The sequence below is a fragment of the Pantoea sp. genome (assembly GCF_028283705.1).
GTDB lineage: Bacteria > Pseudomonadota > Gammaproteobacteria > Enterobacterales > Enterobacteriaceae > Pantoea.
Map to the genome: position 1 here is coordinate 102,705 of NZ_JAPWKD010000008.1, position 19,980 is coordinate 122,684.

Sequence of the window (19,980 nt, forward strand, 5' to 3'; positions counted from 1 at the left end):
TCTTCTGTGGATAAATATAAAGTCTTAGAAGAGTTAAAATCGATAGAGGAAAAGCGAAGTATAATCCTTCCAGTTGCTTATAAGAAATTTTTATCTGAAGAAGTACAAGATGTAGGAACCTATGAGATAGAAAATAAGCAAGGTGATCCTATTTATATATTTAACTTCATGGATGTCGTTGAGAGAAATGAAACATATACTATTCAGGATGCTGAGCCTGATTATTTTTTAATTGGCCAAGACGGTGATCTTGGGTATTTTATCTGCTTAAAGAATAACAGTGATAAAATTTACAGCTTAGATCTCGGAGCACTTGGTAGTCTGGATATGGATGAAGAAACAAAAGATCTATATGAATTACGAGCATAGTCATTATTAGCCAATGTTTATAAATAAGCCGGAAGTGATCTTAAAGATCCTTTCGGCTTTTTATTTTAACCGCCCGCCGTCAGGGTAAGGCAGCCCGCCTCCACCTTGAGCGACCTCTCTCTACCCCCCCCCCCCTCATTCAGCCAATTACCCGCGATGCTTACCTGCTGATGCAGTAAGCATATTCTGATATTTCACAATAGATATAATTAACCACAAATGGTGAGAAGGTATTTTCTTTTACCTGATTTTCTCAGGAAATCCTCCGTGAATAAACGTAGTTTTTACCGTGTTCAGAATGGTACTTTTACAGGGTCTGATACGTAAAAATCATCAACCAGACAACCATAACATCATATCTGTTCGTAGTTTATTTCACTCCCTCGGAAACAGGAAGTCTTACAAGAAAATTAGCTCCTCAAAAAGATAGCAAGGTTAATTAATCATATCCAAGGATGATCAGATGATATTAAATAAATATCGTGTTGTGAGCGTACTATTCATTGCTGCGGTTTCGATATCTGTACAGGCTGATATTGAAGTGAACGATGTTCCATTCAGTGTTAATTTGTCGGGTACTCCGGCAGATATTCGGCTACAGCAGCGGGCTTTATTCAGTGATCTGCTGCTGAAAGCCGAAAAGGTCTACACCATCGACATGGATCCTGAACATCTGCTGACCTTTAGCAAAGGGCAACCGGTGCAAAGCCTGACGGTGAACTTCAAAACTCAGTCGCAGTTAGATAAAGCCGTCAAAAGCACCGAACTGAAGATTATTCTGCCTGAAGGCGTTGTGCGCTCAACGCAGGGCGATATTGAGGTGCGTTGTTCACAGCATGCGGATTGCAAGCCTGAGTTCGATAATAGCTGGACAGGTAAAGGAGGACATCAGCTGCTTATCCGTGGGATGGATTTGCAACCAGGTGAAAGCTACAGCGTGACCATGCCAGTGACGCTGGAGAAAACACTTCCCGCCGATCTTGCGTCTGTCGAAGCGACTATCGGGCAGTCAGCGAGTGTAAAAGAGGATTCCACGGACCGGATAGTTGCACCGAACAGCGTGATTAGCGTGAAAAAAGCCGTGAAGGTTGAAACGCGGGTGACGATTCATGCACTGAAGGCGGCGGCGCAGAAGATTATCAATGCGAAGATCTTTAGCGCGCATGTCGTTGCCGAGGGGATGGAATCGACGGACAAACTCAGTCTGACGGACGGCACGCAAACCTGGCCGATGACGTTACAGCCCGAATGCGATGTCAAAGATGCCAGCTGTTTTAGCGCTGAGCTGCCTATTCCGAGCAATCCCTTTACCTTCAGCCTGACGGCGGTGGTCATCGCGCAGAATGAAGAGTTAAACCGGACACAGCTGGTCACGCCGCTTAAAGACGATTCCACCGCACCTTTTATCTTCCTTGTACAATGCTCGCAGGACCCTCTTGATGACAGGCACCCTTGCACACTAGGCTGGGGCGATGAAAACCGTCCTGCACCGATACCTTACCTGGCTGACGATGGCTGGCTAACGCTGAGCAACATCTATAAACATCGCCGGATAACGGCGGAGTCTTATCAGGCCATTAATGAGGCGATTAAAGAGAGCGGTCCACTCAAATTACGTATTACAAATGTGGGCTGGAGCCCGCTTGATCCGTTCAAAAACCAGCAACAAGCCCCGACAATAAACAGTGAGCGCATGGATACCGATGATAAAGATGTACACGGTCTTCTCACTCCGGGAGGCATTCTCCCGCAATATGGCACGTTGTTTTTCTTCTATGATCTGTAATCGCAGCTTCGTGCGGTCGTGGCAAGCAAAAAAAAAGCAGCCTTTTCAGGCTGCTTTTCTTCGAATTTGGCTCCTCTGACTGGACTCGAACCAGTGACATACGGATTAACAGTCCGCCGTTCTACCGACTGAACTACAGAGGAATCGTTGGAACGAGGCGCATATTAGCGATGCCGATCCCCGTTGTCAAAGCCCTCCTGCACACTTCTGGTTTAAGTGCGCGGAAAAGCAGCGGATTGCTGTTTTTCTGCCTTGAATGATCACAATTCAAACTGCCAGCAAGATCTCACTTTAAACGCAATTCCTCGCAGATGTTAGATGCGTGTCAAAGTTTTGTTATTTGCCGATTTTAAAACAACTGTTTCAGTGCTTTTATGATGAAAATTTCAAATGGCGTTAAGATGGAATAAATGAACTGCTTATCATCACGGGTGGAACAACTTTTATAACCCGAAACGCCGTTTTGAAAATAACTTGTTGATAAGGAACATGTTGCAATGATGAGTTGTTGAAAACCGATAACGTTAAACCAGAAGCCTTACCTCTACAACCAGATAAAAAACGCCAGCGACGTTGAATGAATGTAAAAGAATTTTTTCATTCGCGGTATCAGCCAACCTGAGCATGTTAACGATAAAGAAGGGTTACCTATGAACATTAAAAAAGCGTTAGTGACTTCCCTGTTAGCTTGCATGTTACCTGCCGCTGTAATGGCAAAAGATATCCAGGTCGGTGTCTCTATGGCGTTGTTTGATGACAACTTTCTGACCATCCTGCGCACCGCGATGCAGAAAGAGATGACTAAAGACAACGTCAAAGGCCAGGTCGAAGACGCAAAAGGCGACGTATCTCAGCAGCTGCAACAGGTGCAGAACTTTATCGGTCAGGGTGTGGACGCCATCATCGTTAACCCGGTAGATACCAACGCGGTGAAACCGGTCATGGATGCGGCCACCAAAGCGGGCATCCCGTTAATCTTCGTTAACCGTAAACCGGCCGGAGAACTGACGGACAAAATGGCCTACGTCGGTTCTGACTCCGAGCTGGCAGGGCGTCTGCAAATGGAAGCGCTGGCCAAAGCGATGAACGGCAAGGGCAACGTCGCGATCCTGATGGGTGACCTGGCGAACGAATCAACCCGTGACCGCACCAAAGGGGTGGAGGCGGTAGTCGCCAAATACCCGGGTATCAAAGTGGTACAGAAACAGACAGCCAAATTTATGCGTAATGATGCAGTCGATGTGGTGAGCAACTGGCTGACCGCAGGTGATGATATCCAGGCGATTGCTTCTAACAACGACGAAATGGCGATTGGTGCTCTGCAGGCACTGGGTAAAAACCCGAACCACATCCTGATTGCTGGCGTTGATGGCACGCCTGACGCGTTGCAAATGCTGAAGAACGGCAAGATGGTCGCCACTGTATTCCAGGATGCGAAAGGCCAGGGTGAAGGCGCGGTGCAGGCAGCCATCAAGCTGGTTAATGGCGAGAAAGTTGAGAAGGTCATCAACATCCCGTATCAGCTGATCACCAAAGACAACATGGCACAGTTCGAAAACCGTAATCAGAAATAAACCGATCCCGACAAAGCCGTACGGAGGTGATGTATGACCGCTTTTGCGCTTGAAGCCGAAGGCATCAGCAAGTTCTTCCCTGGAGTGAAGGCACTCGACAATGTCTCACTGCGCGTTAAACCGGGGTCGGTACATGCCCTGATGGGCGAAAATGGCGCGGGCAAATCCACTTTAATGAAATGCCTTATCGGGATGTATCGTCCCGATAAGGGCACCATTCGCATTAAAGGGGAGCCAGTGCAGTTTCAGGACACCATGGATGCTCTGCGTTCCGGGATCTCCATGATTCACCAGGAACTGAATCTGGTGCCTCATATGACCGTAGCTGAAAACATCTGGCTCGGTCGCGAACCGATGAAATACGGCTTTGTCGATCATGCCTTGCTCAACAGGCAGACACAGGAATTGTTGAACAAACTGAATATCCGCCTGAAAGCCGATCGTATGGTTGGTGAGCTGAGTATCGCAGCCCAGCAGATGGTGGAAATTGCCAAAGCCGTGTCGTGGAACTCCGACATCGTGATTATGGACGAACCGACCTCTGCGTTAACCGAAACAGAAGTTTCCCACCTGTTTGCACTATTATTCGTGACCTGCGTGAACAGGGCAAAGCCATCATCTATATCAGCCACAAAATGGATGAAATCTTTTCCATCACTGATGAAATCAGCATTTTCCGTGACGGTGCCTGGGTGGGCAGCAACAGCACTACGCAGTTTACCCGTCAGTCGCTGATTACCCAGATGGTGGGACGTGAACTGACTCAGCTGTTCCCGAAATTTAACAATGCGATTGGCGAAGACGTGCTGACTGTGCGCAACCTCAACAGCAAAGGTCGCTTTAAAGATGTCAGCTTCACGCTGCGCAAAGGAGAAATTCTTGGTGTTGCCGGGCTGGTGGGTGCCGGCCGCAGTGAAGTGATGGAAAGCCTGTTTGGCATGGAAAGTTTCGACAGTGGTGAAGTGCTGATCGACGGCGTGCCGGTGAAAATCGACTCACCCTCCACGGCAATTGAGAAGGGCATGGCGTTCCTGACCGAAGACCGTAAAAAATCGGGGCTGTTTCTGGTGCTGTCGGTGCTGGAGAACATGAGCATCGTCAACATGCCGGATTACATCGGCAAAAGCGGTTTTGTCAGCCATATGAAGATGGCGCAGGACTGCATGGAGCAAATCCGCAAGCTGAACATCAAAACGCCGACCATGGACCAAATCATCAATAACCTCAGCGGCGGTAACCAGCAGAAGGTGCTGATTGCCCGCTGGCTGCTGGCTCAGCCGAAGATTCTCATTCTTGATGAACCGACGCGTGGTATCGACGTGGGTGCCAAAGCAGAGATCTATCGTTTGATCAGCGAACTGGCGAACCGTGGCGTCGCCATCATTATGGTGTCCTCGGAGTTGCCGGAAATTCTCGGCATGAGTGACCGCGTGATGGTGATGCATGCAGGACGTATAACCGGCATCCTCAATAAAGAAGAGGCCGACCAGGAAACCATTTTGTCGCTGGCATCTGAGTAAGGCGCGAGGCAACTATGAGCAACATGAAAGTTACAGCCCCCCAGGCAACGGAACAACAGACATCCTTTTTCAGCAATTTGCGCCACAAGATGCCGAAAGATACCGGTATTTTTGTGGTGATGCTGGGTATTGCCCTGATCTTTGAAATTGCGGGTTGGTATGTCCGCGATCAATCCTTCCTGATGAACACCAATCGTCTGGTGCTGATTGTGTTGCAGGTGGCGATTATCGGTATTATCGCGGTGGGGGTGACTCAGGTCATTATTACCACCGGCATCGACCTCTCATCCGGTTCGGTCATTGCGCTGACGGCGGTGGTCGCGGCCAGTCTGGCACAAACCTCTGACAGCCTGACGCCGATGTATCCTTCGCTGGTTAACCTGCCAGCTGCCATTCCGATTGTTGCGGGTATTGGGGTGGGGCTGGTCTGTGGGCTGGTCAACGGGGTATTGATCACCAAAACGGGTATCCCGCCGTTTATCGCCACCCTCGGTATGATGGTATCCGCACGCGGTCTGGCGCAGTACTACACCCAGGGCAACCCGATTAGCTTCCTGTCTGATGGCTTCACCTCGATCGGTCAGGGTGCGATGCCCGTGGTGATCTTCCTGGTGGTGGCGTTCCTTTTCCATATCGCACTGAAGCACACCCGCTACGGCAAATATGTCTACGCCATTGGCGGCAACATGACCTCCGCTAAAGTCTCGGGCATCAACGTCAATAAATACCTGATTATCGTCTACACCATCGCCGGTGCGCTCTCGGGCCTGGCCGGTGTGGTACTGGCGGCGCGCGTCAGTAGCGGACAGTCAAGTATGGGCCTCGCCTATGAGCTGGATGCTATCGCCGCAGCAGTTATCGGCGGCAGCAGCCTGATGGGCGGCGTGGGTCGTATTACCGGCACGTTGATCGGTGCGGTGATCCTTGGTCTGATTAAGAGTGGATTCACCTTTATTGGTGTGGATGCCTACGTGCAGGACATCATTAAAGGCATCATCATCGTCGCGGCAGTGTCCATCGATATGCACCGCAACCGCAAAAAACGCTGATACGCTTCATACTTCGCACTTTAGCTGCGTGGTCTGCGCTCCCTCACCCCGGTCACATAGTAATCTATGCTCCCGGGGCTGAGGTCGCTTGCCGCCTTGCTTCAGTACGAATTATTTCGCGTATCGCTTTGGATGGCAGGTGATAAGTTTTACTACTGGCTTTGTCATATAACCTTCATTTAACCCCCTGATTTTCCCTGTCTTTACCCATGCTGACGCCATTCAGTGCACTAAAAAGAGTCGCCGGGTCATCACTTTTTTGCACACCTGCCTCGCATTTTCTGCACTTATTTGGTGCGTTGCGCGTAATCTTTCAACAATCCGTGCCATGTGCTGCGCTTATTAACTCTAAAGTGGTAATCAGAAACGCTTATTTTCCGCGTCGTTAGGAAAAATCTGGTAAAGCTTTTACGTGTTTTGATAAAACCTGGCCTGCATATTGCAACCTATATCACCACAAGCCAGCAGGCTAAGAGCACCAATAATTATTGGGCATTCGGGGATCCGTGACGGAGGCAAAATGAACTTAAGACGACTGAAATACTTTGTAAAAATCGTCGATATCGGCAGCCTGACTCAGGCAGCAGAAGTGTTGCATATTGCGCAGCCCGCGCTTAGCCAGCAGGTGGCGACGCTGGAGAACGAGCTGGATCAGCAATTGCTGATTCGTACCAAACGCGGCGTAACGCCGACGGAAGCCGGTAAAATTCTTTATGCCCATGCACGCACCATCCTGCGTCAGTGCGAACAGGCGCAGACGGCGGTGATCAATGCGGGCCAGGCGCTGAATGGCCAGGTTTCGATTGGTCTGGCACCGGGTACCGCAGCATCATCGCTGACCATGCCGTTGCTGCAAACCGTGCGCGAACAGTATCCGGATGTGCTGGTGTATCTGCATGAAAACAGCGGTACCTCTCTGAACGAGAAAGTGATGAACGGCCAACTGGATATGGCGGTGCTGTACGACCGCGCACCGACGGCTGGCATCAACAGCATTCCGCTGATGAAAGAAGAACTGTATCTGGTCGGTGCGACCGACTGTCCAGGAGCCACGGTGGATCTGGCCGATGTGGCACAGATGAACCTGTTCCTGCCACGCGATTACAGCGCAGTACGTAAGCGTGTGGATGAAGCCTTCTCCCTGCGTCGCCTGAGTGCACGTATCATTGGTGAGATTGAATCGATTTCTACGCTGACTGCGGCAGTATCAAGCGGTATGGGCGTGACCGTACTGCCGGAATCGGCTGCGCGTGCGCTGGTCAGTTCTACTCATGCCTGGATGGCGCGTATCAACAGCCCATCGCTGAATCTGCCGCTGTCACTGAACGTGTCTGCGCGTCTGCCACTGTCGCCATCAGCGCAGGCGGTGAAAAATATTCTGCTGTCGCTGCTGAATAAGCCGATGGTGGAAGATCGTGAATTAATGCTGGTGGGTTGATTGCGGTCGGGGGCGACCGGTCAGGCTGCGCCCGACACCTACTACGAGGTGATTTCGTTCGCTATGGCGTGGTTTCGTTCGCTACAGGCACTGGCAGTTTCAGTTCGCCGGTGCGGCGACCGAGAAAAGGGGACCTGGTCGTCCCCTTTGCATTCTCCGGCCTTGCGCCGCCTGCCTCGCCGCTTCGCGGCTTTTTCGCGCGATAAATCGCGCCGCTACACACCACCTTCCGCCGCATCCATGCGGCTCATCCTGGAATCGTTCCCGCGCTCAGCGAGTCCGGATGGTGCTCACCCCATGGCTGCCCCAGCCATGCCCGTCCGCCTGCACGGGCGACCCTGAAACTGCCCGAAGCCTGGCGGGCGGAACCTTCTCAGAGCAGAACCGCTGCCGCCAGCGGCCGGCGAACAAGATCGCCACCGCCCCAGCCCGGTCTGGCTCCTCCCCCCCTTATTACCATTCCGCATAACAAACCGTTTTTTATTATTTGTTGTACTGCCACCAACTTCATAACATGGATGAAACAGGGGCAGGAACAAGGAGAAAAGGTGTGAATTTCCAGCAACTTAAAATTATACGTGAAGCAGCCCGTTGCGAGTTCAACCTGACTGAAGTCGCTAACACGCTCTTTACCTCGCAATCCGGGGTCAGTCGCCATATTCGCGATCTGGAAGATGAACTTGGCGTCGAAATTTTTATCCGTCGTGGTAAGCGTCTGCTAGGGATGACCGAGCCAGGTAAAGCGTTGCTGACCATTGCTGAACGCATCCTTGATGAAGCGGGCAAAGTCCGCCGCCTCGCCGATGTGTTTACCAATGAAACCAGCGGGGTGCTGACCATCGCCACCACCCATACCCAGGCGCGTTATAGCCTGCCGCGGGTGATCAAAGCTTTTCGCCAGCTCTACCCCAATGTACGGCTGGAGCTGAATCAGGGATCGCCGCAGGAAATTGTGGCGATGCTGCTGGCGGGGGAGGCGGATGTCGGTATCGCCAGTGAACAACTGGTGAATAACGCCAGCCTGGCCGCCTTCCCGTGGTTTAGCTGGCATCACTCGCTGCTGGTGCCGCACGATCATGAACTGTTGCAGACGGAGCAGGTATCGCTGGGTCAGTTGAGTCGCTATCCGCTGATCACCTACCGCCAGGGTATCACTGGTCGTTCACGTGTTGACCGCGCCTTCCAGGCTGCCGGGTTGAAGCCGGATATCGTGCTCAGCGCCCAGGATTCTGATGTGGTAAAAACCTATGTCGAGCTGGGTCTCGGCGTCGGCATCCTCGCCGACCAGGCTTGCGATATCTATGATGGTGAAGATCTGGTAAAAATCGATGCCCGTCATTTATTCGATGCCAACACCGTCTGGCTGGGCCTGAAACGCGGCCAGCTGCAACGTAACTATGTCTGGCAATTCCTCGAACTCTGTAACGCCAACCTGTCGCTGGAAGAGATCAAGCGTCAGGCGCTCTCCTACGAAACCGGCGAAGAACCCGCCATCGACTTCCAGATCTAACTTCCCGCGTGCGGCTCGTTCGGGCCGCGCAGCATAAAATTTCTTTTCCCGCCACAAAACGCGTAGCTGTGTCATTTCGTTCTCGCAGAAAAACATCCTGCGCTGTGCCGCCGCGTTACAGTGAAATGACATAGACACAGGGGAAAAGCATGTCGCGAATTCAACTGAAAGATACGGAATTACTGCGCCAGCAGGCGTTATTTGGCGGGCGCTGGCAGGATGCGCACAGCGGCGCGACGTTGCCGGTTGTCGATCCTTCCACTCAGGAAACGCTGGCGACCATCCCGGCACTGGGTGCGGTAGAAACCGAACAGGCAATAGATTATGCCGAATCGGTACGCATCAGCTGGGGTAAGACGCCGAATGCCGCCCGCGCGGCGTTGCTGGAAAAGTGGCATCAGCTGATCCTGGAGAATGCGGATGACCTGGCGATCATCATGACCGCCGAACAGGGCAAACCGCTGGCGGAAGCCAAAGGCGAAGTGCTGTACGGTGCCAGTTTCGTTAAATGGTTCGCGGAAGAGGCGCGCCGTATCTATGGCGATACCATCCCGGCACCGAGCGAAGATCGCCGCATACTGGTGTTGAAACAACCGGTGGGGGTGGCTGCTGCCATCACGCCGTGGAACTTCCCGATTGCGATGATCACCCGCAAAGTTGCTCCGGCGCTGGCAGCTGGGTGCCCCATCATTGTGAAACCTTCCGAACTGACGCCGTTATCCGCACTGGCGCTGGCGGTGCTGGCCGAACGCGCAGGCTTCCCGAGCGGCGTGCTTCAGGTATTGACCGGTCTGCCTGCCGATATCGGCAGCACGCTCACTGCCAGCCGCACGGTGCGCAAAATCTCCTTCACCGGTTCCACGCGCATTGGGCAGTTGCTGATGCAGCAAAGTGCCGACAGCGTGAAACGTTTGAGCCTGGAACTGGGCGGCAATGCACCCTTGATCGTCTTTGACGATGCCGACCTGGAGATTGCGATTGCTGGCGTGATGGCGAGCAAGTTTCGTAATGCCGGACAAACCTGCGTCTGCGCCAACCGCATCCTGGTGCAGCGTGGTATTTATGAACTTTTCAGCGCCCGGTTGCTGGCAGCGGTGGCGACGTTAAAAGTCGGCGACGGCTTTGATGCGCAAAGCACCATCGGTCCGTTGATTAACGATCGCGCGGTTGAAAAGGTGAATAGCCATATTGATGATGCGCTGAGCCAGGGGGCAACCCTGCTGACGGGGGGTATCAGCCAGCCCAACGGCACTTTTGTTCAGCCAACGGTGCTCGGTAATGTCACCAGCCGCATGCGTATCGCCCATGAAGAAACCTTTGGCCCGGTTGCACCGTTGTTTATTTTTGATGAAGAAGAAGAAGCCATCGCTATGGCGAATGATACGCCTTATGGTCTCGGTGCTTATTTCTTCACCGAAAATATTCGGCGGGCGTGGCGCGTAGCAGAAGCGCTGGAATTTGGCATGGTGGGATTTAATACCGGTGCCATTTCATTAGATGCCGCGCCATTCGGAGGAATTAAATTATCCGGCTTAGGACGTGAAGGATCACGCTACGGAATTGAAGAGTATCTGGAGCAGAAAACTTTTCATCTTGGCAGCCTCTGATTAAAAATTAACAAACGAATAGCTCAGCGCCTGTTGCCTTTGGTAACAGGCGCTTTTTATTTTGTGCGCAATGTCATGTTTTTCCCGGCATTCGCTGTTTTAGTGCAAGTTTCATGCGAGGTGCACCAAAGGGATGCACGTATTTTGTGAAGTAAATCATCTGTTTATTGCTTCGGCAATTCCGCAAAATTTAGCTCGCCAATACGGCAGAAAATTTTTTTGGGCTGTTTTTTACGCATTATTATTTTTTGGTGGGCTGGCATACTTTCTGCATTAGCTTATTAACAGCGCAGATAACTGTGGCAAGAAGTTTTAATTAGCACGCTAATGACGGGTGTAACAAATAAGGATTTTTCCATGTTAAGTTTCGACCCTGAAAAAGTTTCTTTACCCGCTGGACATTATATTAATGGTCAGCATCAACATACGCAGGGCGAGTCTTTTGCGGTTAAACGCCCCTCCGATGGCAAAGTCTACGCCAGCCTGAATGAAGCCACCGCAGAGGATGTGGATAGTGCGGTCACTATCGCTCACCACGCATTAACTGCCAGCGGCTGGTGCAGCTGCCCACCGCGTGAACGCGGCAAAGTGCTGCGTCGCTGGGCGGATCTGATTGAGAGCGACCTGTTGCTGGCGCAGCTGGAAGCGCTCGGTTCCACCCGCCCGATCAGCGACGTGGTGCAGCATGAAATTCCGTTCACCGCTGAAGCGATTCGTTTCTACGCCGAGTGCGCCGACAAATACAGCGGCGACCTGTTCCCGACCAAAGAAAGCAGCCTTGGCATGCTGATCTCTGAACCTTATGGCGTCATCGGCGCCATCACCCCGTGGAATTTCCCGTTATCGATGGCGTCATGGAAATGCGGCCCGGCGCTGGCGGCGGGCAATGCCGTGGTGCTGAAACCCTCCGAGCTGACACCGTTCTCCACCGTACGCATGGCTGAGCTGGCTGTGCAGGCCGGTTTACCGGCGGGCATCCTGAATATTGTGCAGGGTAGCGGGGCGGTGACCGGCCATGCACTGGTCACGCACCCGCTGGTGCGCAAAGTCTCCTTTACCGGTTCTACCGTGACCGGTGCACGCATCATGAGTGATGCAGCGCAGCACGGCATGAAGCCGGTCACGCTGGAACTGGGTGGCAAAAGTCCACAGCTGGTGTTCGATGATGCAGGCGATATTGAGGTGCTGGCGCAGCGCATCCTGCGCGGCTTTACCGCCAATGGCGGCCAGGCCTGCGTGGCCGGTACGCGTCTGATTGTGCAACGTGGTATCGCACAGCCGTTGCTGGATCGTCTGGTGACGCTGTGCCAGCAACCGCGTCCGGGTGTCACCTGGCAGGATGACAGCCGTTATGCACCGCTGATAGACGAACGCCAGGGCCACAAAGTGGCGTCGGTGATCGCGGCCGCGAAAGCGCAGGGGGCGGAGGTGCTGGTAGGTGGCGAGCGTTTTGCCGACACCGCCGAAGGCTGGTTCTGGCAGCCAACGCTGTTATGCGGCGTGGCACCTGATAATCCGGCGGTGCAGCAGGAAATTTTTGGCCCGGTACTTACCGTGCAGGCGTTTGACGACGAAGAGGAAGGCCTACAGCTGGCAACGCATGAAACCTATGGTTTGTGCGCCGGAGTGCACACCCTGAGCCTGCCACGGGCGATGCGGGCAATGCGTGCACTGGAATCCGGCACCGTGTGGATCAACCGCTATGGCCGTTCCGGCGATTTTATTATCCCCACCGGCGGCTTCCTTGGCTCCGGTATTGGCAAAGATCTGGGGCGTCAGGCTTTTCAGGCCTGTCAGCGCCAGAAGAGTGTATTAATCGATTTTTAATTTCCGTTTCAGACAACGACGAGGTCGCGTCATGGCACTGTTTAAACCGAAATACATCACCTTTGATTGCTACGGCACCCTGATCAACTTCGATATGGCAGGAGCGGCGGAACGCTGCTTCAACGATCGCGTGGCACCGGAAGCGATGCGGGCGTTCACCACCGATTTCGCCCGCTACCGTATGGATGAAGTGCTGGGCGCATGGAAACCCTATTACGACGTGGTGAGTCACGCGCTGCAACGCGCCTGTAACAAGTGGGGCGTGCAGTGGGACAAGGCCGACAGCGACTTTATCTACACCGACTGCGCCACCTGGGGTCCGCATGCGGATGTGCCTGCTGGCCTGGCGAAAGTGGCGCAAGAATTCCCGCTGGTGCTGCTCTCCAACTCGATGAAAGACCTGCTGCCACATCATATTCCGCGTCTCGGTGCGCCGATCCACATGGCGATCACCGCAGAAGAGGTCGGCGCATACAAGCCGCAGATGAAAGGCTTTGAATACATGCTGGAAAAACTTGACTGCCGCCCGGACGAAATTCTGCATGTTTCCTCCAGTCTGCGTTATGACCTGATGACCTGCCATGACATGGGGATCACCAACAAGGTGTGGGTCAATCGTGGTCACGATCCTGCCAACCCGGCTTACGGCTACACCGAGATCAAAGATATCGGCGGTCTGCCCGCTGTGGTCGGACTCTAAGCCCGGAGGGCAGCGCAATGAAACTCGAATCTTTCTGGCAGGCCACCGCCCCGCAATTTACCGGCGCAGCCACGGGTGCGCTGCCCGCCACGGCCAGCGTGGTGGTTATTGGCGGTGGTTTTACCGGCGTCTCGGCAGCGCTCAACCTGGCACGGAGCGGCATCGATGTGGTGCTGCTGGAAAGTGGCGACATCATGAGCCAGGCCTCGGCGCGCAACGGCGGCCACTGCAATACCGGTGTCTCACAAAACTTTGCCGCACTGGTTGCCAGCCAGGGGCTGGAACAGGCCAGCCGCTTCTATCGTGCTTTCGATGGGGCAGTGAGCTATGTCGAGCAGCTGGTGCATGACGAGCAGATCGATTGCGACTTCCGCCTGTGCGGCAAACTGAAACTCGCCAGCAAGGCCACGCACTTCCCCGGCTTGCGCAGCGCCTGGCAACTGATGCGCGATACCGTGGACCCGGAGATCGAGCTGATTAGCAAAGATGACATACGGCGTGAAGTGGGTAGCGATGCCTTTCACGGTGGCCTGCTGCAAAAGCGTGGCGGTCAGATGCATATGGGGAAATTTGGTGTCGGACTGGCAGAAGCGGCTGCTCGCAGCGGGGCGAAGATTTTCCCGCATCACGCGGTTACCGGGCTAACCCGTCTGAACGGCTATCGCCACCGTATCACCACCACGCAGGGCGAAATCGTGGCCGACAAGGTGTTGATGGCCACCGGTGTTTCAAACGAAGGGCCATTTCCGTGGTTCCAGCGCCGCATCGTGCCGGTGGGCAGTTTTATTGTGGTGACAGAACCGCTGGGCGATGAGTTGCTGCGCCAGATCCTGCCGCAGGATCGTACCTACGTCACCTCGCTGAATATCGGTAACTACTTCCGTACCACTGCCGACCGTCGTCTGGTGTTTGGCGGCCGCGCCCGCTTTGCCGTCAGCAATCCGACGTCAGACTCGCGCAGCGGCGAGGTGTTACGGGCGGCGATGACCGCGCTGTTCCCGCAGCTGGGCAAGGCCGGCATTGATTACTGCTGGGGCGGCATGGTCGATATGACCGCCGACCGGCTGCCGCGTGCCGGTGAGCACGACGGCGTGTTCTATTCCCTCGGCTACAGCGGGCATGGCACCCAGATGTCAACCTGGATGGGGCGGGTGATGGCCGATGTGCTGGCCGAAAAACGCAATGATAACCCGTGGCAGCGAGAGGCCTGGCCTGCGTTGCCCGGTTACCACGGCAAACCGTGGTTTTTGCCTCTCGCGGGCTTGTATTACAAAGCTAAGGACCGGCTCTCCTGATCATCTCCTGCGCCTGTTCGCGCGATAAATCGCGCAGCTACGGCGGGGTGCGGTCTGTAGCGGCGCAATTTATTGCGCAAAACGGCAAGGCGCAGGGTGTCAGTAACGATTATCAAAGCAAACAACATTTCATATTGAGGGTGTGCAGATGAGTAAATTTAAGAAAGAATCTGACGCTGTGAATCCGGCTCTGACGCGTGCATTGACCGAAGGGTCACTGTCCCGTCGCAGCCTGATGAAGTTGTTGTCCGCCGGTGCGGTGATGAGCACCGGCCTGATCGGTTTTCCGGAAATGGGTTTTGCGGCGGAAACGCCGATCAAAGGCGGTAAGCTGCGCGCGGCGATGGCCAACGCCTCAGCCACCGATACGCTCGATCCCGCCAAAGGCAACAACAGCGGCGACTACACCCGTCAGTTTATGGTCTACAGCGGTCTGACTGAACTGGACAAAAACCTGCAAATTCAGCCGGGGCTGGCGGAATCGGTGGCATCCAGTGATGGCATTACCTGGCAAATCAAACTGCGCAAGGGCGTGACCTTCCACGATGGCAAACCGCTCACCGCCAAAGATGTGATTTATTCCCTGAGCCGCCACAAAGATCCAGCGGTCGCTTCCAACGCCTTCAAATTGGCCGATCAATTTAAAACCTTCACCGCCGTCAATGATAACGAAGTGCAGCTGGTGCTGAGCCAGGCTAACTTTGACGTTCCTTATATGCTGGCGGCGGCACCGTTCCTGATCGTGCAGGATGGTACCAAAGATTTCAGCAAAGGCATCGGCACCGGGCCGTTCAAACTGAAAGAATTCAGCCCCGGCGTGCGTACCGTGGGCGTGAAGAATCCCAACTACTTCAAACCCGATTTACCACATCTCGACGAGGTGGAACTGCTGGGCGTGACCGACCAGGCCGCGCGCGTCAATGCGCTGATGTCGGGTGACCTGCATATCATCTCCACCCTCAGCGCTGCCGATTGCAAACGTATCAAAGCCACCAGTGATTTCGGCGTGCTGGAGAGTAAATCCGGCATGTACACCAACCTGATCGTGCGCACCGACATGAAGCCCGGCAGCAACGAAGATTTCGTGCTGGGGATGAAGTATCTGCAACCGCGCGAAATGCTGGTGAAAACCGTGTTGCAGGGATATGGCGACGTGAGTAATGACACGCCTGTACCGCCCTGGCATCCGCTGTACAACGCGGACCTGAAGCCGCGTCCGATGGATGTGGAAAAAGCCAAATTCCACTTCAAAAAAGCCGGCATGGTCGGGGCCAACGTGGAAATCATCACCACACCGAACATCGAAGGGGCTGTGGAGGGGGGCCAGCTGATTCAGCAGGTGGCGCGCAATACCGGGGTGAATTTCAAGGTGCGTCGCGTGCCGTATGACGGCTACTGGTCAACGCACTGGACCAAAGATCCGGTCGGCTACGGCTCCATCAACCCGCGTCCGACACTGGATATGCTGTTCTCTCAATTCTATCTCTCCACCGCGTCGAACAATGAATCCGGCTGGAAAAATGATCAGTTTGACCAGCTGGTGGTGGCGGCAAGGGGTGAGCGCGATCAGGCGAAACGCAAGCAGATGTACGGCGATATGCAGACGCTGATTTACGACCACTGCGGCACCATCATCCCCACCTTCATCAGCTCCACCGATGGTTACAACAAGAAGGTGAAAGGGGTGGAGGCGTGGCCATCAGGCATGATGATGGGTTATCGCTTCCATGAGTTTGCCTGGCTCTCTGCCTGATCACTAACCCTGAGAGGAGTACGCCGATGAACCGATACATGATGTTCCTGATTGCCCGGCGCGCAGGCGCGGGCGTCCTGACTTTACTTATCGTCTCGGCGGTGGTGTTTTTTATCACCAGCCTGCTGCCCGGTGATGCGGCGCAGATGATTCTGGGGCAAAACGCCACACCGGAAACGGTGGCGGCGTTACGCCAGCAGCTCGGGCTGGATCAGCCGCTGCTGGTGCGTTATTTCAGCTGGCTGGGTGGCATGCTGCATGGCGACTTTGGCATCTCGTTCGCCAGCCATTTACCGGTGGCGCAGCTGGTGGCGCAACGCATTCCGGCCACTTTCGAACTGGCGGCGATCACCACGCTGATCTGCGTACCGCTGGCACTGGTGATCGGCATTGCGGCGGCGATGAACCGGGGTTCAATGATTGACCGATTCCTTGTGGTCAGCACCATGGCGACGGTGGCGGTACCGGAATTTCTGGTGGCAACGGTGGCGGTGCTGATTTTCGCGGTGAAACTGCATTGGGTATCGGCAATGTCATTCGGCAGCCCGGATATGAGCCTGCTCAGTTACCTGAAATCCTATGCGTTGCCGGTGCTGACGCTATGCTGCGTGCTGGTGGCGCAAATGGCGCGCATGACGCGTGCTGCCATTATCAATCAGCTCGACAGCCCCTATCTGGAAATGGCGCGTTTAAAAGGCGTCTCGCCGCTGCGCGCAGTTTTGCGTCATGCGTTGCCTAATGCCGTCGGGCCGATTGCTAACTCCATCTCGCTCAGCCTGTCGTATCTGTTTGGTGGCGTGATCATCATCGAAACCATCTTCAGCTACCCGGGTCTCGCCAGTGCGCTGGTGGATGCGGTCAGCAACCGCGATCTACCGGTGGTGCAATTTTGCGTCATGCTGTTTGCCGCCTGCTACCTGCTGTTGTTGCTGGCAGCCGACATCCTCACCATCGCCTTTAACCCGAAATGGAGGAGCTGATGAATAGCTTGCTACTTCCCTGGCGCTTTTTTCAGTCGCTATCGATCTCCGGTCGTTTTGGCCTGCTGATCTCGCTGTTCTGGGTGTTTATGGCATTGTTCGGTACGCAGCTGGCTCCGCACAGCGTCGAAGATATTGGCGGCGGCCCGATGCTGGGCGGCTTTACCGCAGATAACTGGCTGGGTACGGATTATCTTGGCCGTGACATCCTCAGCCGCATTCTGTATGGCGCGAAGTTCTCCATTGGTCTGGCGCTGAGCGCGGCGATCGGGGCCAGCCTGATTGGTACGCTGCTGGCATTGCTGGCGGCCGTCACCGGGCGCTGGCTGGAGGAACTGCTGGGACGCGTCAATGATGCGCTGCTGGTGCTGCCCGGCAAAGTGCTGTCGCTGATGATTGTGGCGGTGTTCGGTTCTTCCCTGCCGATGCTGATTCTCACCGCAATCTTCACCTACTGGCCGGGTGCCTTTCGTATCGCGTTTGCCATGGCGAGCAGCCTGCGCAATATGGACTACGTACGCGCTTCGAAGCTGCGCGGTGAAAGCCGCTGGTACATCGCCATTCATGACATCCTGCCGAATATGGTGCACCCGATGCTGACCGATTTTGGTCTGCGTTTTGTCTACATCGTGTTGCTGCTCAGCGGCCTGAGTTTCCTTGGTCTCGGCGTACAACCGCCGTATGCCGACTGGGGCACGCTGGTACGTGAAAACATCCAGGGCCTGTTTGATGGTTCACCTGCGGTGCTGATGCCTGCGGTGGCGATAGCCAGCCTGACCATTGGTGCCAACCTGTTTATCGACAGCTTGCAGGCGATGCGTCCGCTTAGTTTTGCGAAGGAGGGAGCATGAACGTGACACCGCACACCGCGATGCCGGTGATCGCCGTCGAGAATCTGCGCGTCACTGCGCAGACCGACAAAGGCGAAGAGATCTCACTGGTTTCCGACATTCGTTTTACCGTGCAGAAGGGAGAAGTGCTGGCGCTGATTGGTGAATCCGGCTCCGGCAAAACCACCATCGCCATGGCACTGATGGGCTATGCGCGTCATGGCTGTCGTATCGCGGATGGCATGATCCATGTGGCTGGCACTGATGTCCGCAGCCTGTCGCCTGCCCAGCTGCGCGAGTTTCGTGGTAACAAGGTCGCCTATATCGCGCAGAGCGCGGCGGCGTCGTTTAACCCCGGTATGCGTATCCTCGATCAGGTGATCGAGCCGGTGGTGATCCACGGCAGCATGAAACGCAAAGCGGCGAAAGAGAAGGCTATCGCACTGTTTCGTGAACTGGCGTTGCCCAATCCGGACACCATCGGTGATCGCTTTCCGCATCAGGTATCCGGCGGCCAGTTACAGCGTTTAATGACGGCAATGGCGCTGATTGGCGATCCGGATGTGGTGATTCTGGATGAACCCACCACCGCGCTGGATGTGACCACCCAGGTGGAGGTACTGAAGGCGTTTCGCCGCGTGGTGGCGCAGCGCGGCGTCACGGCAATCTACGTCAGCCACGATTTGGCGGTGGTGGCGCAAATGGCCGACCGCATTCTGGTGCTGCTGCGCGGCCAGATAGCGGAATACGGCACGACCGAACGCCTGATCGGCGACCCGCAGGCGGAATATACCCAGTTGCTGATGGATGCCGCACGTCAGACCGAGCGGCCCAGCAGCTGGAGTTGTGCCACGGCAGAGATGCAGCCTTTGCTGGAAGTGCGCGATCTCTGTGCCGGCTATGGTCCACGCGGCAGCGATGGTCAGCCCAAAATCCGCATCCTCGAAGACATCAATCTGAAACTGTGGAAAGGCCAGGCGATCGGCATTATTGGCGAATCTGGATCCGGTAAAACCACGCTGGCGCACGCCATAGCCGGGCTGAATGCGCCGAGCCAGGGACATCTGTTATTCAACGGTCATTACATCAACGGTGACATGCACAAGCGGCCCGATAACGAGTTGCGCCGTATCCAGTATGTCTTTCAGATGGCGGACACCGCGCTGAATCCGGCGCACAGCGTTGAACGCATCCTGTCACGGCCGCTGGCCTTATTTCACGGCCTGAGTGGGGCGGCACGCGAACAGCGGCTGCATCAGTTGCTCGACCTGGTCAAACTGCCGCGCAGCGTGTTATGGCGGCGTCCGTGGGCGCTCTCCGGTGGGCAAAAACAGCGCGTTAACCTTGCACGGGCGCTGGCCGCCGAGCCGGATCTGATCCTGTGTGATGAAGTCACCTCGGCGCTCGACACCGTAGTGGCGGCGGCGGTGCTGGATCTGATCAGCGAACTGCGGCGTGAGCTGGGGCTGTCTGTGCTGTTTATCAGCCACGACATGCACGCGGTGCGCGCCGTTTGCGACGATATCGTGGTGATGAAAAGCGGCCGCATTGTCACCCAGATCGCCCGAGCGGATTACGATAAACCCACCAGTGAGTTGTATTTCGAACGCCTGAAACGTGCCGTGCCGGAGCTGCGTCAGGGCTGGCTCGACGAGCATGAAGAAGTGTTGAAGGCGGAATAGTGTGTCGCCATTCCCAGGTCGGCATTCATGCCGACCAACGTCAAAACAACAGAATATCGA

The 19,980-nt window shown here is 54.9% G+C and carries 14 protein-coding genes, 1 tRNA gene and 1 pseudogene; 15 read left to right on the top strand and 1 reads right to left on the bottom strand.

The window, feature by feature from the left end:
• Nucleotides 1-6 precede the first annotated feature (6 nt).
• Together PW844_RS05945 and PW844_RS05950 are read left to right on the top strand one after the other, a co-directional pair.
• A complete protein-coding gene (locus PW844_RS05945; protein WP_299449479.1) occupies nt 7-369 on the top strand; it encodes an SMI1/KNR4 family protein in 363 nt (120 codons plus the stop codon).
• Between the two features lie 463 nt (nt 370-832).
• Nucleotides 833-2,155: a hypothetical protein gene (locus PW844_RS05950; protein ID WP_299449480.1), complete on the top strand. Its 1,323-nt coding sequence runs from the start codon at nt 833-835 to the stop codon at nt 2,153-2,155.
• A gap of 67 nt (nt 2,156-2,222) precedes the next feature.
• On the opposite strand, the gene PW844_RS05955 is transcribed toward PW844_RS05950, so the two are convergent.
• Nucleotides 2,223-2,298: transfer RNA gene (locus tag PW844_RS05955), tRNA-Asn, on the bottom strand.
• Nucleotides 2,299-2,805: 507 nt separating this feature from the next.
• Between PW844_RS05955 and PW844_RS05960 the strand changes: the two genes are divergently transcribed.
• The 13 genes and pseudogenes from PW844_RS05960 to PW844_RS06020 all read left to right on the top strand — a co-directional run bounded on the left by PW844_RS05960 (nt 2,806) and on the right by PW844_RS06020 (nt 19,920).
• A complete protein-coding gene (locus PW844_RS05960) occupies nt 2,806-3,729 on the top strand; it encodes a sugar ABC transporter substrate-binding protein (protein ID WP_299449482.1) in 924 nt (307 codons plus the stop codon).
• A 33-nt stretch (nt 3,730-3,762) separates the two neighbouring features.
• Nucleotides 3,763-5,249, top strand: a pseudogene (locus tag PW844_RS05965) (sugar ABC transporter ATP-binding protein).
• A 23-nt stretch (nt 5,250-5,272) separates the two neighbouring features.
• Nucleotides 5,273-6,298 carry an ABC transporter permease gene (locus PW844_RS05970; RefSeq protein WP_299449483.1) on the top strand — a complete coding sequence of 342 codons (1,026 nt, stop codon included), beginning with the start codon at nt 5,273-5,275 and terminating at the stop codon, nt 6,296-6,298.
• A gap of 520 nt (nt 6,299-6,818) precedes the next feature.
• Nucleotides 6,819-7,736 carry a nitrogen assimilation transcriptional regulator NAC gene (gene nac, locus PW844_RS05975; RefSeq protein ID WP_084875810.1) on the top strand — a complete coding sequence of 306 codons (918 nt, stop codon included), beginning with the start codon at nt 6,819-6,821 and terminating at the stop codon, nt 7,734-7,736.
• A gap of 550 nt (nt 7,737-8,286) precedes the next feature.
• The gene (gene cbl, locus PW844_RS05980) at nt 8,287-9,246 is read left to right on the top strand and encodes an HTH-type transcriptional regulator Cbl (protein ID WP_299449485.1); all 960 of its coding nucleotides are present in this window, start codon (nt 8,287-8,289) and stop codon (nt 9,244-9,246) included.
• A gap of 149 nt (nt 9,247-9,395) precedes the next feature.
• Nucleotides 9,396-10,853 (top strand): NAD-dependent succinate-semialdehyde dehydrogenase, encoded by a 1,458-nt coding sequence (locus PW844_RS05985; RefSeq protein WP_299449486.1) that lies wholly within the window; start codon nt 9,396-9,398, stop codon nt 10,851-10,853.
• Nucleotides 10,854-11,210: 357 nt separating this feature from the next.
• Nucleotides 11,211-12,680 carry an aldehyde dehydrogenase family protein gene (locus PW844_RS05990; RefSeq protein ID WP_299449487.1) on the top strand — a complete coding sequence of 490 codons (1,470 nt, stop codon included), beginning with the start codon at nt 11,211-11,213 and terminating at the stop codon, nt 12,678-12,680.
• Nucleotides 12,681-12,711: 31 nt separating this feature from the next.
• Nucleotides 12,712-13,380, top strand: coding sequence for a haloacid dehalogenase type II (locus tag PW844_RS05995; protein ID WP_299449488.1), 669 nt, complete (start codon nt 12,712-12,714; stop codon nt 13,378-13,380).
• 17 nt (nt 13,381-13,397) lie between these two features.
• Nucleotides 13,398-14,675 carry an FAD-binding oxidoreductase gene (locus PW844_RS06000; protein ID WP_299449489.1) on the top strand — a complete coding sequence of 426 codons (1,278 nt, stop codon included), beginning with the start codon at nt 13,398-13,400 and terminating at the stop codon, nt 14,673-14,675.
• Nucleotides 14,676-14,823: 148 nt separating this feature from the next.
• Nucleotides 14,824-16,428 (top strand): ABC transporter substrate-binding protein, encoded by a 1,605-nt coding sequence (locus tag PW844_RS06005; protein WP_299449490.1) that lies wholly within the window; start codon nt 14,824-14,826, stop codon nt 16,426-16,428.
• A 26-nt stretch (nt 16,429-16,454) separates the two neighbouring features.
• The gene (locus tag PW844_RS06010) at nt 16,455-17,408 is read left to right on the top strand and encodes an ABC transporter permease (protein ID WP_299449492.1); all 954 of its coding nucleotides are present in this window, start codon (nt 16,455-16,457) and stop codon (nt 17,406-17,408) included.
• The gene (locus PW844_RS06015) at nt 17,408-18,259 is read left to right on the top strand and encodes an ABC transporter permease (protein ID WP_299449494.1); all 852 of its coding nucleotides are present in this window, start codon (nt 17,408-17,410) and stop codon (nt 18,257-18,259) included. Before PW844_RS06010 ends, PW844_RS06015 begins: the two co-directional genes overlap by 1 nt.
• Nucleotides 18,256-19,920, top strand: coding sequence for an ABC transporter ATP-binding protein (locus PW844_RS06020; protein WP_299449495.1), 1,665 nt, complete (start codon nt 18,256-18,258; stop codon nt 19,918-19,920). The genes PW844_RS06015 and PW844_RS06020 overlap by 4 nt, the downstream gene beginning before the upstream one ends.
• Nucleotides 19,921-19,980 lie beyond the last annotated feature (60 nt).

Excerpts from the sequence above, each read along its gene's own strand:
- PW844_RS05985 (WP_299449486.1), top strand. The coding sequence starts at position 9,396 with ATGTCGCGAATTCAACTGAAAGATACGGAATTACTGCGCCAGCAGGCG.
- PW844_RS06005 (WP_299449490.1), top strand. The coding sequence starts at position 14,824 with ATGAGTAAATTTAAGAAAGAATCTGACGCTGTGAATCCGGCTCTGACG.
- PW844_RS05990 (WP_299449487.1), top strand. The coding sequence starts at position 11,211 with ATGTTAAGTTTCGACCCTGAAAAAGTTTCTTTACCCGCTGGACATTAT.
- PW844_RS05950 (WP_299449480.1), top strand. The coding sequence starts at position 833 with ATGATATTAAATAAATATCGTGTTGTGAGCGTACTATTCATTGCTGCG.
- PW844_RS06015 (WP_299449494.1), top strand. The coding sequence starts at position 17,408 with ATGAATAGCTTGCTACTTCCCTGGCGCTTTTTTCAGTCGCTATCGATC.
- PW844_RS06020 (WP_299449495.1), top strand. The coding sequence starts at position 18,256 with ATGAACGTGACACCGCACACCGCGATGCCGGTGATCGCCGTCGAGAAT.
- PW844_RS05995 (WP_299449488.1), top strand. The coding sequence starts at position 12,712 with ATGGCACTGTTTAAACCGAAATACATCACCTTTGATTGCTACGGCACC.
- PW844_RS06010 (WP_299449492.1), top strand. The coding sequence starts at position 16,455 with ATGAACCGATACATGATGTTCCTGATTGCCCGGCGCGCAGGCGCGGGC.
- nac (WP_084875810.1), top strand. The coding sequence starts at position 6,819 with ATGAACTTAAGACGACTGAAATACTTTGTAAAAATCGTCGATATCGGC.
- PW844_RS05960 (WP_299449482.1), top strand. The coding sequence starts at position 2,806 with ATGAACATTAAAAAAGCGTTAGTGACTTCCCTGTTAGCTTGCATGTTA.
- PW844_RS06000 (WP_299449489.1), top strand. The coding sequence starts at position 13,398 with ATGAAACTCGAATCTTTCTGGCAGGCCACCGCCCCGCAATTTACCGGC.
- PW844_RS05970 (WP_299449483.1), top strand. The coding sequence starts at position 5,273 with ATGAAAGTTACAGCCCCCCAGGCAACGGAACAACAGACATCCTTTTTC.